Annotated in this window: 17 protein-coding genes; all 17 read left to right on the plus strand. The window is 53.1% G+C overall.

What is annotated here, in order from left to right; genetic code table 11:
- Window positions 1–17: 17 nt before the first annotated feature.
- The 17 genes from hypE to hscA all read left to right on the plus strand — a co-directional run bounded on the left by hypE (window position 18) and on the right by hscA (window position 13992).
- Window positions 18–992 carry a hydrogenase expression/formation protein HypE gene (gene hypE, locus L2Y54_RS11040; RefSeq protein ID WP_311196242.1) on the plus strand — a complete coding sequence of 325 codons (975 nt, stop codon included), beginning with the start codon at window positions 18–20 and terminating at the stop codon, window positions 990–992.
- 818 nt (window positions 993–1810) lie between these two features.
- Window positions 1811–2332 carry a transposase gene (locus L2Y54_RS11045; RefSeq protein ID WP_236501954.1) on the plus strand — a complete coding sequence of 174 codons (522 nt, stop codon included), beginning with the start codon at window positions 1811–1813 and terminating at the stop codon, window positions 2330–2332.
- A 115-nt stretch (window positions 2333–2447) separates the two neighbouring features.
- Window positions 2448–3071, plus strand: a complete 624-nt coding sequence (locus L2Y54_RS11050) for a YkgJ family cysteine cluster protein (protein WP_236501955.1) — start codon at window positions 2448–2450, stop codon at window positions 3069–3071.
- Window positions 3072–3120: 49 nt separating this feature from the next.
- On the plus strand, window positions 3121–3447 hold the full coding sequence (locus L2Y54_RS11055; protein WP_236501956.1) for an N-6 DNA methylase: 327 nt from the start codon (window positions 3121–3123) through the stop codon (window positions 3445–3447).
- A 56-nt stretch (window positions 3448–3503) separates the two neighbouring features.
- Window positions 3504–4088: a Uma2 family endonuclease gene (locus L2Y54_RS11060; RefSeq protein WP_236501957.1), complete on the plus strand. Its 585-nt coding sequence runs from the start codon at window positions 3504–3506 to the stop codon at window positions 4086–4088.
- A 37-nt stretch (window positions 4089–4125) separates the two neighbouring features.
- The gene (locus L2Y54_RS11065; RefSeq protein WP_236501958.1) at window positions 4126–4260 is read left to right on the plus strand and encodes a type II toxin-antitoxin system YafQ family toxin; all 135 of its coding nucleotides are present in this window, start codon (window positions 4126–4128) and stop codon (window positions 4258–4260) included.
- A gap of 217 nt (window positions 4261–4477) precedes the next feature.
- Window positions 4478–4876 (plus strand): hypothetical protein, encoded by a 399-nt coding sequence (locus tag L2Y54_RS11070; RefSeq protein WP_236501959.1) that lies wholly within the window; start codon window positions 4478–4480, stop codon window positions 4874–4876.
- Window positions 4873–5505, plus strand: coding sequence for a metallophosphatase domain-containing protein (locus tag L2Y54_RS11075; protein ID WP_236501961.1), 633 nt, complete (start codon window positions 4873–4875; stop codon window positions 5503–5505). The genes L2Y54_RS11070 and L2Y54_RS11075 overlap by 4 nt, the downstream gene beginning before the upstream one ends.
- Window positions 5502–5816 carry a type I restriction enzyme endonuclease domain-containing protein gene (locus tag L2Y54_RS11080; RefSeq protein ID WP_236501962.1) on the plus strand — a complete coding sequence of 105 codons (315 nt, stop codon included), beginning with the start codon at window positions 5502–5504 and terminating at the stop codon, window positions 5814–5816. Before L2Y54_RS11075 ends, L2Y54_RS11080 begins: the two co-directional genes overlap by 4 nt.
- 2 nt (window positions 5817–5818) lie before the next feature.
- Entirely contained in the window at window positions 5819–8251 is a 2433-nt protein-coding gene (locus tag L2Y54_RS11085) for a carbamoyltransferase HypF (protein ID WP_236501963.1), read from the plus strand.
- A 24-nt stretch (window positions 8252–8275) separates the two neighbouring features.
- Window positions 8276–9058: a serine O-acetyltransferase gene (gene cysE, locus L2Y54_RS11090; protein ID WP_236501964.1), complete on the plus strand. Its 783-nt coding sequence runs from the start codon at window positions 8276–8278 to the stop codon at window positions 9056–9058.
- A 69-nt stretch (window positions 9059–9127) separates the two neighbouring features.
- Entirely contained in the window at window positions 9128–9595 is a 468-nt protein-coding gene (gene iscR, locus L2Y54_RS11095) for a Fe-S cluster assembly transcriptional regulator IscR (RefSeq protein WP_236501965.1), read from the plus strand.
- A gap of 21 nt (window positions 9596–9616) precedes the next feature.
- A complete protein-coding gene (locus L2Y54_RS11100) occupies window positions 9617–10840 on the plus strand; it encodes an IscS subfamily cysteine desulfurase (protein ID WP_479688096.1) in 1224 nt (407 codons plus the stop codon).
- 21 nt (window positions 10841–10861) lie between these two features.
- Window positions 10862–11257: a Fe-S cluster assembly scaffold IscU gene (gene iscU, locus L2Y54_RS11105; RefSeq protein ID WP_202718030.1), complete on the plus strand. Its 396-nt coding sequence runs from the start codon at window positions 10862–10864 to the stop codon at window positions 11255–11257.
- 1 nt (window position 11258) lies between these two features.
- Window positions 11259–11579, plus strand: coding sequence for an iron-sulfur cluster assembly protein IscA (gene iscA, locus L2Y54_RS11110; protein ID WP_236501966.1), 321 nt, complete (start codon window positions 11259–11261; stop codon window positions 11577–11579).
- Window positions 11579–12121, plus strand: a complete 543-nt coding sequence (gene hscB / locus L2Y54_RS11115; RefSeq protein WP_236501967.1) for a Fe-S protein assembly co-chaperone HscB — start codon at window positions 11579–11581, stop codon at window positions 12119–12121. Before iscA ends, hscB begins: the two co-directional genes overlap by 1 nt.
- A gap of 8 nt (window positions 12122–12129) precedes the next feature.
- Window positions 12130–13992, plus strand: coding sequence for a Fe-S protein assembly chaperone HscA (gene hscA / locus L2Y54_RS11120; RefSeq protein WP_236501968.1), 1863 nt, complete (start codon window positions 12130–12132; stop codon window positions 13990–13992).
- Window position 13993: the final 1 nt, after the last annotated feature.

Consider the following 13993-nt stretch of genomic DNA (forward strand, 5'->3'; position numbering starts at 1 on the left):
GCAGTGGCGGACGCGCCATGCACCAACTGGTCGACGACCTAATCCGTAGCACCTTCAGCAATCCGCTACTAGAAGAAGGCGAAGACCAAGCCCGCATCCCACTTGCAGAACTGGTTGCGCAAGGCGACCGCTTGGCATTCACCACCGATTCTTACGTTGTCACCCCGTTGGAGTTCCCCGGTGGCAATATCGGTACACTCGCCATCAATGGCACGGTTAACGATCTCGCTGTCGGGGGCGCGAAACCGCTGTACCTGAGTTGCGGTTTCATTATTGAAGAAGGTTTGCCGTTGGAAATCTTTGCTCGCATTTTACAAGCGATGCGCTTGGCGGCGGATGAGGCAGGTGTGCAAATCGTCACGGGTGATACCAAAGTGGTGCAACGCGGCGGCGCGGATAAGTTGTTTATCAATACCGCTGGCGTGGGCGTGATTCCAGCAGGTTTCAACCCGTCCGCTGGCGGTGCGCAAGTGGGTGATGTGGTGATTGTCAACGGCTGGTTGGGTGATCATGGTGCAGCAATCCTGAATGCGCGGGGTGATTTGGCGTTGGAAGCGGATATTGAATCCGATTGCGCCCCGTTGAATGCCTTGGTGGAAGCGATGTTTGCGGTTTGCCCCGACATTCATTGCTTGCGCGATGCAACCCGTGGCGGGTTGGCGACGGTGCTGAATGAATTTGCGGAACGTTCCGGCGTGGATATGGTGCTGAAGGAAGATACGTTGCCGATTCGTACCCCGGTGCGCGGTATGTGCGAAATTCTGGGGCTAGACCCGCTGTATTTGGCGAATGAAGGCAAGCTGGTCGCCGTTGTTCCGGCAGCGGCAGCGTTGGCGGTAGTGGCGGCGATGCAGCGCATCCCCGCAGGCTATCACGCTTGTATTATCGGCGAAGTGCAGGAAGGCGACGGGCATGTGATCTTGCAAACCGCTTTCGGTGGGGAACGGATTGTTGATATGCTGCCGGGAGAGCAGTTACCGCGCATTTGCTGATATAGCGGTTGTCGGTGGTAGTTGTAGGGGCGGTTCGCGAACCGCCCCTACGGGTGATCGTATAACCGGTTGAACCGTGCGGTTGTCGGTGGGGTTGTAAGGGCGGTTCGCGAACCGCCCCTACGGATGATCGTATAACCCGTTGGACCATGCGATTGTCTGTTGGGGTTGTAAGGGCGGTTCGCGAACCGCCCCTACGGGTGATCGTATAACCTGTTGAACCATGCGACTGTCTGTCGGTGTTGTAAGGGCGGTTCGCGAACCGCCCCTACGGGTGATCGTATAACCTGTTGAATCATGCGATTGTTTGTTGGGGTTGTAAGGGCGGTTCGCGAACCGCCCCTACGGGTGATCGTATAACCCGTTGGACCATGCGATTGTCTGTTGGGGTTGCAAGGGCGGTTCGCGAACCGCCCTACGGTGATCGTATAACCTGTTGAATCATGCGATTGTTTGTTGGGGTTGTAAGGGCGGTTCGCGAACCGCCCCTACGGGTGATCGTATAACCCGTTGGATCATGCGATTGTCTGTTGGGGTTGTAAGGGCGGTTCGCGAACCGCCCCTACGGGTGATCGTATAACCTGTTGAATCATGCGACTGTCTGTCGGTATTGTAAGGGCGGTTCGCGAACCGCCCCTACGGATGATCGTGTAACCCGTTGGACCATACGATTGTCGGTGGGGTTGTAAGGGCGGTTCGCGAACCGCCCCTACGGATGATCGTGTAACCCGTTGGACCATGCGATTGTCTGTTGGGGTTGTAAGGGCGGTTCGCGAACCGCCCCTACGGATTACTCACATTTCACATTAGAGGGCGTGATGAAATATAATCCTGACATCCATCACCGTAGATCCATCAGATTGAAAAATTATGATTATTCCTGTGCTGGGATGTATTTCGTTACTATTTGCATTGAAAACCGCGAATGTCTTTTGGGTGAAGTTATTGAGGGACAAATGCACATGAGCGATGCCGGGCGGATTGTTGCTGAGACATGGCAATGGCTGGCATCTCAACATGATTACATCGTACTGGATGAGTGGGTGATTATGCCTAACCATATTCACGGAATTATCGCGATCGTTGATGCCGGTAGGGACGGTTCGCGAACCGCCCCTACGGAAAAACAAAAACCATTAGGGCGTTTGATTGGCGCATTTAAGACCGTATCAAGCAAACGTATCAATATCATGCGAGATTCCCCCGGTAGTAAGCTATGGCAACGCAATTATTGGGAGCATATCGTGCGTAATGAGCAATCACTGCAACAAATACGCCAATACATTGTTCACAACCCACAAACGTGGATAGATGACCAATTAAATCCGGTATTAGCATGACTTTGGAATATGCATGAAACAATCGTGCCTAATCGTAGGGGCGGTTCGCGAATCGTCCGCCTATTACAATCACCCTTACGACCATGCTTGCCGATACCATCACAAGGAATGATTGATGACTAAAAAAGCCGCTTACGGCAAACCCCAACGCCTAAAATTCCCCGCTGCTGAAGCCGAAAACAAATGGCTGGGTTACGCCTTCGACGCTTATTACCGCGCTGATGTCGGTGTCGCTAAAGGCATCCAGCAAGAGGAGCGTAATGGTCATAAACTCGCCTGTGCGAAAGGCTGTTCCAATTGTTGCAAGAGCCACACCACTATTCCGATTTTTCCGCTGGAATTGCTGGGGCTGTATTGGTATGTCACTAAAATCATGCCCGCTGAAACACGTACCCGTTTGAAGCCGCAACTGGCGAATCATGTGGCAGGGCAACCTTGCCCGTTTTTGCTGGAGGGCGCTTGCAGCGTGCACCCGATGCGCCCGCTGGCGTGCCGCCATTTCAATGTGTTTGGCAAAACGTGTGTGGAAGGCGAGGATGCTTTCTATACGCGCCGCGAGGATGTGTTGACCCCGCTCAAAGTGCATCAGGATGCGGCTTATGAGGCGATGTTGCCGTTTCATGGCATGGTCACGCCGGAGCAGAAACAGGCAGCGATGCAGCATGGTTACGTGCAACAACAAGCGCGGGTCTTGCAGGAAATTGATTGGGCGCATTTAGCCGCACGGATTACCGAGTAAAAAACATGACAAAAACACCTGAAACCAAGGGCTTCGACGAATCCCTGTTGTGGGATACGCGGGAAATTTGGGGGAAGTGTCTGCCGATACCTTTTTCAAGGAATTGACCAGCGCGGATATTGCCGATACCTATCACCGTTGGCGTATGGCTGATACGTGTGAGGATGGTGGGTGTAAGGGCGGTTCGCGAACCGCCCCTACGGGGTATGTGGATATTGCGGGGTTTTGTAAAGCGGCGACATTGGCTGACATCAAAGCCAACGATTATGTGCTGACGCCGGGGCGCTATGTCGGCGCAGCAGAAATCGCCGACGACGGCATCGCGTTTGAAACCAAGATTCGCAAGAATTTGGCGGTGTTGGGGTATGGGGAATAAGCAATGGCTTTTATGCTATGTTTGGAACTGGTAAAACCATGCGGAGAAACGGAAAAATGAGTGCAGCACAACAGTTACAGGAACTGTACACCTACGCTGATTACGCAAAATGGCCGGAAGGTGAACATTGGGAACTGATTGACGGTGTGGCGTATGCAATGGCAGCACCGTCAAGGCAACATCAGGATGTGGTATTGGAATTAGGCTCGCAAATTTTGCAACATCTACGCGGTAAACCTTGCCGCCCTTATGTCGCCCCGTTTGATGTCCGTCTGCCACGCCAACAGGAAGCTGACGACAAGGTGGATACCACCGTGCAGCCTGATATTTCGGTGATTTGTGAGCGTAGCAAGCTTGATGATAAAGGCTGTCGCGGTGCGCCGGACTGGATTATTGAGGTCGTGTCGCCGTCTTCCGCGATTATGGACATGGAAAAAAAGCGCAGGCTTTACGAACGGCACGGGGTCAAAGAATACTGGATTGTTCACCCGTCTGACCGCTGGTTGATGGTGTATACCTTGGGCGAAGACGGCAAATACGGGCAGTTCCAACTGTTTGGGTTGGATGAGCCTGCGACCGTTGGCTTGTTCCCAGAATTGAGCATTGACTGGGCGTTTTTGAATGATGATCAAATAGGGTAATAGCTATGTCACGCAACACTGCAAAGACTACAAGCTCATGGCGAAACGGCATAAAGATATGGAGAAAGTACAAACCGTCATTGGGCTGCTGGCGAATGACGATGAGTCGCTGGAATTGCACGATTTAACCCTCGCCAGGACGGGTACGCACGCTGACCTGTTTAAGAAATAATGGCAAATAATGATGACTGAATCCAGCCGTATCGAATACAAACAAACCGCTGTTTTAAAGAAACCTCTCCCCAACCCTCCCCTTATCAGGGAAGCAAGAAAGACACAGCACCCTCTTGTTCCTCCCCTGACAAGAGGAGGTTAGGAGGGGTTTCTTCAGCTATCGCAAATTTTGCGACAACTCAACCACTAACACATTTACTGGCGAAGGAGTCGTTATGAACAATAACCCCGACTTTCACACCCTGATCAACGCCATCCAAAACATCAACACCGAGCTGACCAAACAAGCCAGCCATGCGGTCAATCTTTCCCCGACTTTGCGCAATTGGTGCATCGGTACCAAGCAGTTACCAACCCCGTTACTGATGAGCCGTGCAAGAGTGCCTACAGTGTCGGCACAATCTTCTCTCCCGCCTGATATGCTTGCGGATTCCAGAGGCGGAGCGGTTAGTGGAGGAGGCAGTAACATGATCTTCCAGCAGTTGTATGAACCGTTGTGCGGAAAAGGGCAGACACATAGGTCTGCCCCTACAGATGATCGTGCCGTTGTAGGGGCGAACCTGCGTGTTTGCCCTCTTAATGACCCTGATTCCGAAAAGGTGGTGCTTGCATGAACCTAACCTTCATCTCCGACACCCATTCCCTGCACGACCGCTTACCCGCTATCGACGCAGGCGACGTGCTGATCCATTGCGGCGATTTCACCGGACGCGGCACACTGGACGACACGCTGAATTTCGCCGAATTCATCGCAGCGCAGCCTTTCACCCATAAGATCGTGATTGCCGGAAACCACGACTGGTGCTTTGAAGACAAACGCCGCAAAATCGCCGAACACATCCTCAAAGAATACGGTCTCATCTACCTCAACGACTCCGGCATCGAAATTGATAGCGTGAAATTCTGGGGTTCGCCTGTGCAACCCGAATTCTGTGACTGGGCATTCAACCGCGAACGCGGCGCAGACATTCGCCAACACTGGGACAAAATCCCCACCGACACCGATGTACTGATTACCCACGGCCCCGCGTCCGGCATCCTCGACCAGTGTTACAACGGTTTCAACGCCGGGTGCGAAGACCTATTGCACGCTATCAAACGCATCAAACCGCGCATCCACGCCAGCGGGCACATCCACGAAGGCTACGGCAAAAAGAAAGTCGGCAAGACCGTGTTCATCAACGCCTGTGTTCTGGATGAACGCTATCAGGTGCGGAATCCACCGATTGTGGTGAAGTTATGAGCCGTTTTACCGAACAACGCTTAGAGCAAGCCATCATCACCCTGCTGGGCGAACAAGGCTACCCGCACGTTCCCGGTGAATCCATTGCCCGTAGCCCGCAAGAAGTCCTGCTCAAAGACGACCTTCGCGCCTACCTTGCCAGCCAATACCCTACATTCTGGGATAACCGTGACGACATCAAAGCGGAACTCAAAGTGGATTTGATTATCCTGCTGGCGCAGCACGGCTATCCGCCGGTTGACTGCGATGAGGTGTACAAGGAAATCTTTGAGCAGGCGACGAATTTCAAGAAATACCGGGGGCAGGCGTAGTGGTGGCGCAACGCATTCGTATCACTGGTTTGGTGCAAGGCGTCGGTTTCCGCCCCAACGTTTGGCGCTTGGCGCAGGCGTGCGGCATTGCAGGCACGGTGCGCAATGACAGCAGCGGCGTGCTAATCGAAGCGTGGGGCAGTGATGCTGCACTGGCTGATTTTCAACAGCAATTACGCACGGATATTCCCCCGCTGGCACGCTTGGATAGCCTGCAAGTGATGTTGTTGGATGCGCCTTGTCCGCATGACGATTTCCGCATTATCGCCAGCGAATCCGGCGAGATTCATACCGGGGTGGTGGCGGATGCAGCCATGTGTCCGGCTTGTCGCGTCGATATTTTCGAGGCGAGCAATCGTCGTTACCGTTATCCCTTCACCAATTGCACGCATTGTGGGCCGCGTCTGAGCATTGTGCGCACCATTCCCTACGACCGTGCGAATACTAGCATGGCGGAGTTTGCGCAATGTCCCGACTGCTTGCGCGAATACACTGATCCTGCCGATCGGCGTTTTCATGCGCAACCGAATGCTTGTCCGACGTGTGGCCCCAGCGTTTGGTTGGAAGACATGGCGGGGCAGGGGATTGAACCAACTGCTGCGGAGCGTGATTGCATCGACACTGCCAGCCGCTTGCTACGTGAAGGTTGTATTATCGCGCTGATGGGTTTGGGGGGCGTGCATCTCGTTTGCGATGCGATCAATGAAACTGCTGTAGCAACCTTGCGTCAGCGTAAACACCGTTATCAGAAACCGTTGGCGTTGATGGCACGGGATATAGAGGTTATTCGCCAATATTGCTACGTAAGCGATGCAGAAGCAGCATTATTGCAAGGTAGGCACGCGCCGATTGTGTTGTTGGAACGCAAGATCCCCCCCATCCCCAGCCCTTCCCCCGCAAGGGGTGAAGGGAGTAAGAGGCAAGAATCTGGCGGTCTTTCTTGTTCCCTCACCCCTTGCGGGGGAGGGTTAGGGTGGGGGGTATCTTCTGCACTCAATACCCTCGGCTTCATGCTCCCCTACACCCCCCTCCATGCCCTGCTACTCGAATCGTGGGACACGCCGCTGATCATGACCAGCGCCAATCTCAGCGAAGAACCGCAATGCATCACAGTTGACGAAACCCGTCAGCGAATGCAGGGCATCGCCGATTACCTGCTATTACACAATCGCCCCATCGTAAACCGCGTCGATGATTCCGTTGCACGGATTCTTGCAGGCAAACCGCGCCTATTGCGCCGTGCGCGTGGCTATGCCCCCGAACCCCTCACTTTGCCAGCAGGCTTTGCGAATGCACCGCCACTCCTCGCTATGGGGGGCGAACTCAAAAACACGTTTGCACTGCTACGCGATGGGCAAGCCATTCTTTCACAACACTTAGGCGACCTCGAAGATGCTCGTACTGGGCGTGAATATACCCACACCTTGCGGCTCTACCGCGACCTATTCCAGCATCAACCGCAAGCCATTGTTGTCGATAAACACCCCGGCTACCGCTCCACTCAACTGGGGCAACAATGGGCGCGGGAACAAGGCTTGCCACTGATTGACGTGCAACATCACCACGCCCATGTTGCGGCTTGCATGGCAGAAAATGGCTGGTCGGTGGAGGGTGGCAAAGTGCTAGGCATCGTGTTGGATGGCTTGGGCTACGGCGATGATGGCACACTCTGGGGCGGTGAATTTTTGCTGGCAGATTACAGCAATTATGAGCGGATAGGGCATTTCAAACCCGTTGCCATGCCCGGCGGTACGCAAGCCATTTTGCAACCTTGGCGCAATACCTGGGCGCATTTGCACGCACTCGGTTGGTCAGAAGTCAGCACCTGTTTTGCCAATCTGGAGCTGATTCAATACCTGCAACAACAACCGTTGGCAACGCTGGAAACCATGTTGACGCGGGGGCTGAATTCCCCGTTGAGCAGTTCTTGTGGGCGGTTGTTTGATGCGGTGGCAGCAGCATTGAATTGCAGCCGCGACGGCATTAGCTACGAAGGGCAAGCGGCGCTTGAACTCGAAGCGCTTACGCCCGTGTGTTTGCTGAATATCGTACCTGCTTATCCCTTTGGTCTGGAAAAGAATGCGGCGGGTTGTTGGGAAATCGACCCCGCGCCGCTGTGGTATGAATTGCTCAAAGACCTGCAAACTGGCTATTGCCGCGAGGCGATTGCGGCACAATTCCATCAAGGTTTGATTCACGTTATTAGCGAGTTGGCACAACGTTTGTGGGTGGAATACCCGGAGATTCAAGCTGTCGCGTTGTCGGGTGGCGTGTTCCAAAATGCCATTCTGTTTAACGGCATCAGCCAGCGCCTGCAAGGGCTTGGGCAACAGGTACTTACCCACCAATACGTACCCACTAATGACGGTGGCATTGCCTTGGGTCAGGCTGTGATTGGCGCAATGCGTCAGAAGCAGGCATACTATGCGCCCTGAACCCCCTGCTGCCTGAGGAATTGCATGTTTGCGCGAATCCGTGAAGACATTTACTGCATTTTTGACCGTGACCCGGCTGCTCGCAATGTATTTGAAATCGTCACCACTTACCCCGGTTTGCACGCTATTTTCATTCACCATATCAGCCATTGGTTGTGGCGACGTGGCTTCAAATGGTTAGCGCGGGTATTGTCGAATGTGGCGCGTTTATTTACCGGCATTGAAATTCACCCCGGCGCAACCATCGGGCGGCGCTTCTTCATCGACCACGGCATGGGCGTGGTCATCGGCGAAACCGCTGAAATCGGCGACGATTGCACCCTTTACCACGGTGTGACCTTGGGCGGAACCAGTTGGCAGAAAGGCAAACGCCACCCGACTTTGGGTAATGATGTAGTCATTGGTGCGGGCGCAAAAATTCTCGGCCCGATTACGCTAGCTAACGGTGCGCGGGTTGGTTCCAATGCAGTCGTCGTGAAAGACGTACCGGAAGGCGCAACCGTGACGGGCATTCCTGGGCGTATCGTTACCCCACGTAAACAGCAAGAAAAACGCCGCGAGGAAATCGCCCAGAAAATGGGTTTCGATGCTTACGGTGCAACCCAAGACATGCCCGACCCAGTGGCGAATGCCGTCAACCGCGTACTCGATCACATTCACCTTATGGATGAGCGCATGGACAAGCTGTGCGAAGAAGTACACCGCCTCGGCGGGCAATTGGAAATGGTGCCGTTGCCAGAATTAAAAACAGAAGGCTTTGGTGGTATGGAGGGTGGTCGTGAAAACTCTGCCAAAAGGGATACATAAAACCTTAATACTTGACTAGTTTTGTCGGGTATTGGTAGGATGCACTTAGCTTGAATGGAGAGCATCAATATGAAACTGACTACCAAGGGTCGCTATGCAGTGACAGCTATGTTGGATTTGGCCTTGCACAATGGCGGAGAGCCAGTATCGCTGGCGGAAATTTCTGAACGGCAGGATATATCACTTTCCTATTTGGAACAACTGTTTGCCAAATTGCGGAAAGCCGGTCTGGTGGTTAGTATGCGTGGCCCCGGTGGTGGCTACCAACTGAATGGCTCTGCCGCTGACATCGTGATTGCGGATATTATCAGCGCTGTCGATGAAAACGTGGATGCTACCCGCTGTGGTGGTTTAGGCGATTGCCAAGACAATAAACGGTGCCTTACCCACGATTTGTGGATGGACTTGAGTAACCAGATTCGCGTTTTCCTGTCAGACATAACCCTCGCTGACATGACCGCCAAAATGGAAGTACAGGAAACCGCCGCGCGTCAACATAATAAGCGCATTGACTTTATCCATTCACATTCCCATTAATGCTAGTGCAGGACAAGCCCCATGAGTGAAATGAAAATGCCCATTTACTTCGATTACGCCGCAACGACTCCCGTTGACCCGCGTGTTGCCGAAAGAATGATGCAATACCTGACCCCTACCGGCATGTTCGGCAACCCTGCATCCAAAAGCCATGCATTTGGTTGGGCAGCAGAAGAGGCGGTGGAACAGGCACGCCATGATGTTGCAGCCCTGATCAATGCGGATGCTAAAGAAATCGTCTGGACAAGCGGTGCAACCGAATCCAACAACCTAGCGATCAAAGGTGCAGCGCATTTCAATGAACGTCGCGGCAAACACATCATTACGTGCAAAACGGAACACAAAGCGGTGCTGGATACGTGCCGCCAACTGGAGCGCGAAGGTTTTGACGTCACCTACCTTGACCCTGAATCTAATGGTCTGATCGACTTGGATAAGCTTAAAGCAGCCATGCGTGCAGACACCACCGTGGTTTCCATTATGCAGGTGAATAATGAAACCGGCGTGATTCAGGACATCGCCGCGATTGGTGAAATGTGCCGCGCCAACAAAACAGTTTTCCACGTGGATGCCGCGCAAAGTGCCGGTAAAGTGCCGATTGACATGGAAGCTTTGAAAGTGGACATGATGAGCTTTTCGGCTCACAAGATTTACGGCCCAAAAGGTATTGGTGCCTTGTATGTACGTCGCAAGCCGCGTGTGCGTATCGAAGCGCAAATGCACGGTGGCGGTCATGAGCGTGGAATGCGCTCCGGTACCTTACCTACCCACCAAATCGTGGGCATGGGTGAAGCTTTCCGCATTGCCAAGTTGGAGATGGATACCGAGAAAGACCGTATCCTAATGTTGCGTAATCGCCTGTACAATGGTCTAAAAGACATTGAAGAAGTGTACGTCAACGGTGATTTGGAACGGCGGGTTGCTGGGATTCTGAACATTAGCTTCAACTATGTCGAAGGCGAAAGTCTGATGATGTCGTTGAAAGATTTGGCGATGTCTTCCGGTTCGGCTTGTACCAGTGCCAGTCTCGAACCCAGTTATGTGTTACGTGCCTTGGGGCGTAGCGATGAATTGGCGCACAGTTCTTTGCGCTTGTCGATGGGACGTTTTAGCACCGTCGAAGACGTGGATTACGCCATCGGACGTATTCGCACAGCGGTCGAAAAACTGCGCGAACTTTCCCCGTTGTGGGAAATGTTCCAAGAAGGCATCGACATTAGTAAGGTCGAATGGGTTTCGCATTAAGATTTCTACGAGGAATAGATCATGGCATACGGTGAAAAGGTCATTGACCATTACGAAAATCCCCGCAACGTGGGCAGTTTCAACAAGGCAGATGTGAATATCGGTACGGGCATGGTCGGTGCTCCGGCTTGCGGCGACGTAATGAAGCTGCAAATCAAGGTAAACGACCAAGGCATTATTGAAGATGCCAAGTTTAAAACCTACGGTTGTGGTTCGGCGATTGCGTCTTCCAGCTTGCTGACCGAATGGGTCAAAGGCAAAACATTGGAAGAAGCCAAGCTGATCAAGAACACTGACATCGCGGCAGAACTGGATTTGCCACCCGTGAAAATCCACTGTTCGGTATTGGCAGAAGATGCGATCCGTACCGCGATTGAAGACTACCAAAAGAAACAGCAAGAACAAGTAGGTGCATAAGATGATTACCTTGACTGAATCCGCTGCTACCCGCGTTAACAAGTTCATTACCAACCGTGGTAAGGGCTTGGGTTTGCGCTTGGGAGTGAAAACTAACGGTTGCTCTGGCATGGCTTACGTGATGGAGTTCGTGGATGATCTGCAAGCAGAAGACACAGTGTTTGAAAGTCTGGGTGTCAAGGTAATTGTTGATCCAAAAGCCTTGGTGTACTTGGATGGCACCGAGGTCGATTATGCTCGCGAAGGCTTGAACGAAGGCTTCAAATTCACTAACCCCAACGAGAAAGCGCGTTGTGGTTGTGGTGAGAGCTTCACCGTCTGATGGCAATGTCAGCACTGCAACAGGATTATTTTGCCCTGTTCGGTTTGCCGCAGCAATTCGAGGTGAATAGGGCGACGCTGAGTCAGCGTTTCCGTGAATTACAATCGCAATACCATCCTGATCGGTTTGCCAGTGGCAGCGATCAGGAGCGGCGCTTGGCAATGCAGATTACATCGTTGTTAAATGAAGCACATGACACTTTGCGGCAACCGCGTCTGCGTGCACGTTATTTGTTAGTGCTGGCAGGTGTCGCGATTAACGATGACCGCGATACTTCTTCCGACCCTGAGTTCCTGATGGAGCAGATGGAGTTGCGCGAGGCGATTGAAGACGCTGAAACAGCGGAAGAGCCGTTTGAAGTGCTGGATGCGTTAGCCACACAAGTACGCCAAGCCATGCACGATTTGGAAGGCGATTTCACCTCAGCATGGGCGCAGCAACACCTGCCTGCCGCCAAAGATGCTATGCTTAAAATGCGCTTTTTCGAGCGCCTGCTGGAAGACATTCGCCAGCGCGAAGAACGTCTTGAAGAAAGCTTCTAGGATTACTCATGGCATTACTGCAAATTTCCGAACCCGGCATGTCCACGACCGCGCATCAGCATCGGCTCGCGGTGGGCATTGACCTTGGGACAACCAATTCATTAGTCGCTGCCGTGCGCAGTGGGCAAGCCGATACGTTGGCGGATGCGCACGGTAGACATTTATTGCCTTCCGTGGTGCGTTATCAAGCCGCTGCTGCCCCACTGGTGGGGTACGATGCCAAAGCTGCGATTAGCCAAGATCCTTACAACACCATTGCTTCTGCCAAACGCTTGATGGGGCGCGGGGTGGAGGATGTGACACAGCTTGGTGGACATTTGCCGTATCACTTTGTGAGTGGCGAATCGACAGTGCCGCGCATTCATACCGTGGGCGGTGATGTGTCTTCGGTAGAGGTGTCGGCAGAAATTTTGCGTGTCCTCAAGCAACGCGCGGAAGATACCCTCGGTGGTGATTTGACCGGTGTGGTGATTACCGTTCCGGCATATTTCGATGATGCGCAACGTCAAGCCACCCGTGATGCCGCGACGTTGGCGGGTTTGAATGTATATCGCTTGTTGAATGAGCCAACCGCAGCAGCCGTTGCTTATGGTTTGGATCAGGATGCTGAGGGCGTGATCGCGGTCTACGATTTGGGCGGTGGCACGTTTGATATTTCGATTTTGCGTTTGCATAAAGGCGTGTTTGAAGTATTGGCAACGGGTGGCGATTCAGCACTCGGTGGCGATGATTTCGATCATGTAATTGCGGAATGGCTGTTGCAAGCTTCTGGTTTGCAAGGCAGTGCCGAGCAAACCGTGTTGCGTGGTGCGTTGGTGGTGGCGCGTGATGCCAAAGAAGCGCTGACGACGGTAGAAACCACGGTGGTAACGTTAGGCGAGTGGCAGGGCGAATTCACGCGCAGCCAGATGAATGACTTGATTGCGCCCTTGATTAAAAAGACTTTGATGGCGTGCCGCCGTACTTTGCGTGATGCAAATCTGAGCAAAGACGAAGTGAAAGATGTGGTCATGGTCGGTGGTTCGACCCGTGTATTGGCGGTGCGCGAACAAGTCAGCGAATTCTTCGGTAAGCCGCCGTTGGTGAATATCGACCCTGATCGGGTGGTGGCACTTGGGGCAGCGATTCAAGCCGATATATTGGCGGGCAATAAACCCGATTCCGATATGCTGTTGTTGGACGTGATTCCCTTGTCCTTGGGGTTGGAAACCATGGGCGGTTTGGTGGAAAAAGTGATTCCCCGCAATACCACGATTCCTGTGGCTCGCGCTCAGGAGTTCACCACGTTTAAAGATGGGCAAACAGCGATGTTTATCCATGTGCTGCAAGGCGAGCGGGATACGGTGGAAGCTTGCCGCTCGTTGGCGCGGTTTTCACTGCGCGGTATTCCGCCGATGGTAGCGGGCGCGGCGCGTATCCGCGTGACTTTCCAAGTGGATGCGGACGGTTTGCTGAATGTGACCGCGCAAGAGCAAACCACGGGGATTACATCGGGTGTCGAGGTGAAGCCGTCCTACGGTTTGAGCGATACTGAAATCGAAACCATGTTGCGCGATTCCATGACGTATGCCCGTGATGACATGGAGGCGCGGCGTTTGCGGGAACAGCAAGTGGAAGCAGATCGGGCTATCGAAGCGCTGGATGCGGCGCTGCAAGCCGATGGTGCGGTATTGTTGAGTGCAGCCGAACGTGAACATATTCTCGGTTTTCGCACGAAATTAGCTGAGTTGCGCCCCAGTAATGATTACCAAGCGATTGAAGCGGGAATCAAGGCGTTGGAAAAAGCCGCTGAAGCCTATGTAGAACGCCGTATGAATGCGAGTATTCGTGCCGCGATGACCGGTCACAGTGTTGATGAATTCAAAGGATAAG

Source organism: Thiothrix winogradskyi, from assembly GCF_021650935.1.
In the GTDB taxonomy this organism is placed as follows: Bacteria; Pseudomonadota; Gammaproteobacteria; order Thiotrichales; family Thiotrichaceae; genus Thiothrix; species Thiothrix winogradskyi.

Coding starts and splice junctions, on each gene's coding strand:
- hypE (WP_311196242.1), top strand. CDS start 18: ATGCACCAACTGGTCGACGACCTAATCCGTAGCACCTTCAGCAATCCG.
- L2Y54_RS11100 (WP_479688096.1), top strand. CDS start 9,617: ATGAGTGAAATGAAAATGCCCATTTACTTCGATTACGCCGCAACGACT.
- L2Y54_RS11075 (WP_236501961.1), top strand. CDS start 4,873: ATGAACCTAACCTTCATCTCCGACACCCATTCCCTGCACGACCGCTTA.
- iscU (WP_202718030.1), top strand. CDS start 10,862: ATGGCATACGGTGAAAAGGTCATTGACCATTACGAAAATCCCCGCAAC.
- L2Y54_RS11050 (WP_236501955.1), top strand. CDS start 2,448: ATGACTAAAAAAGCCGCTTACGGCAAACCCCAACGCCTAAAATTCCCC.
- iscA (WP_236501966.1), top strand. CDS start 11,259: ATGATTACCTTGACTGAATCCGCTGCTACCCGCGTTAACAAGTTCATT.
- hscA (WP_236501968.1), top strand. CDS start 12,130: ATGGCATTACTGCAAATTTCCGAACCCGGCATGTCCACGACCGCGCAT.
- L2Y54_RS11070 (WP_236501959.1), top strand. CDS start 4,478: ATGAACAATAACCCCGACTTTCACACCCTGATCAACGCCATCCAAAAC.
- L2Y54_RS11060 (WP_236501957.1), top strand. CDS start 3,504: ATGAGTGCAGCACAACAGTTACAGGAACTGTACACCTACGCTGATTAC.
- L2Y54_RS11065 (WP_236501958.1), top strand. CDS start 4,126: ATGGCGAAACGGCATAAAGATATGGAGAAAGTACAAACCGTCATTGGG.
- L2Y54_RS11045 (WP_236501954.1), top strand. CDS start 1,811: ATGAAATATAATCCTGACATCCATCACCGTAGATCCATCAGATTGAAA.
- hscB (WP_236501967.1), top strand. CDS start 11,579: ATGGCAATGTCAGCACTGCAACAGGATTATTTTGCCCTGTTCGGTTTG.
- cysE (WP_236501964.1), top strand. CDS start 8,276: ATGTTTGCGCGAATCCGTGAAGACATTTACTGCATTTTTGACCGTGAC.
- L2Y54_RS11080 (WP_236501962.1), top strand. CDS start 5,502: ATGAGCCGTTTTACCGAACAACGCTTAGAGCAAGCCATCATCACCCTG.
- iscR (WP_236501965.1), top strand. CDS start 9,128: ATGAAACTGACTACCAAGGGTCGCTATGCAGTGACAGCTATGTTGGAT.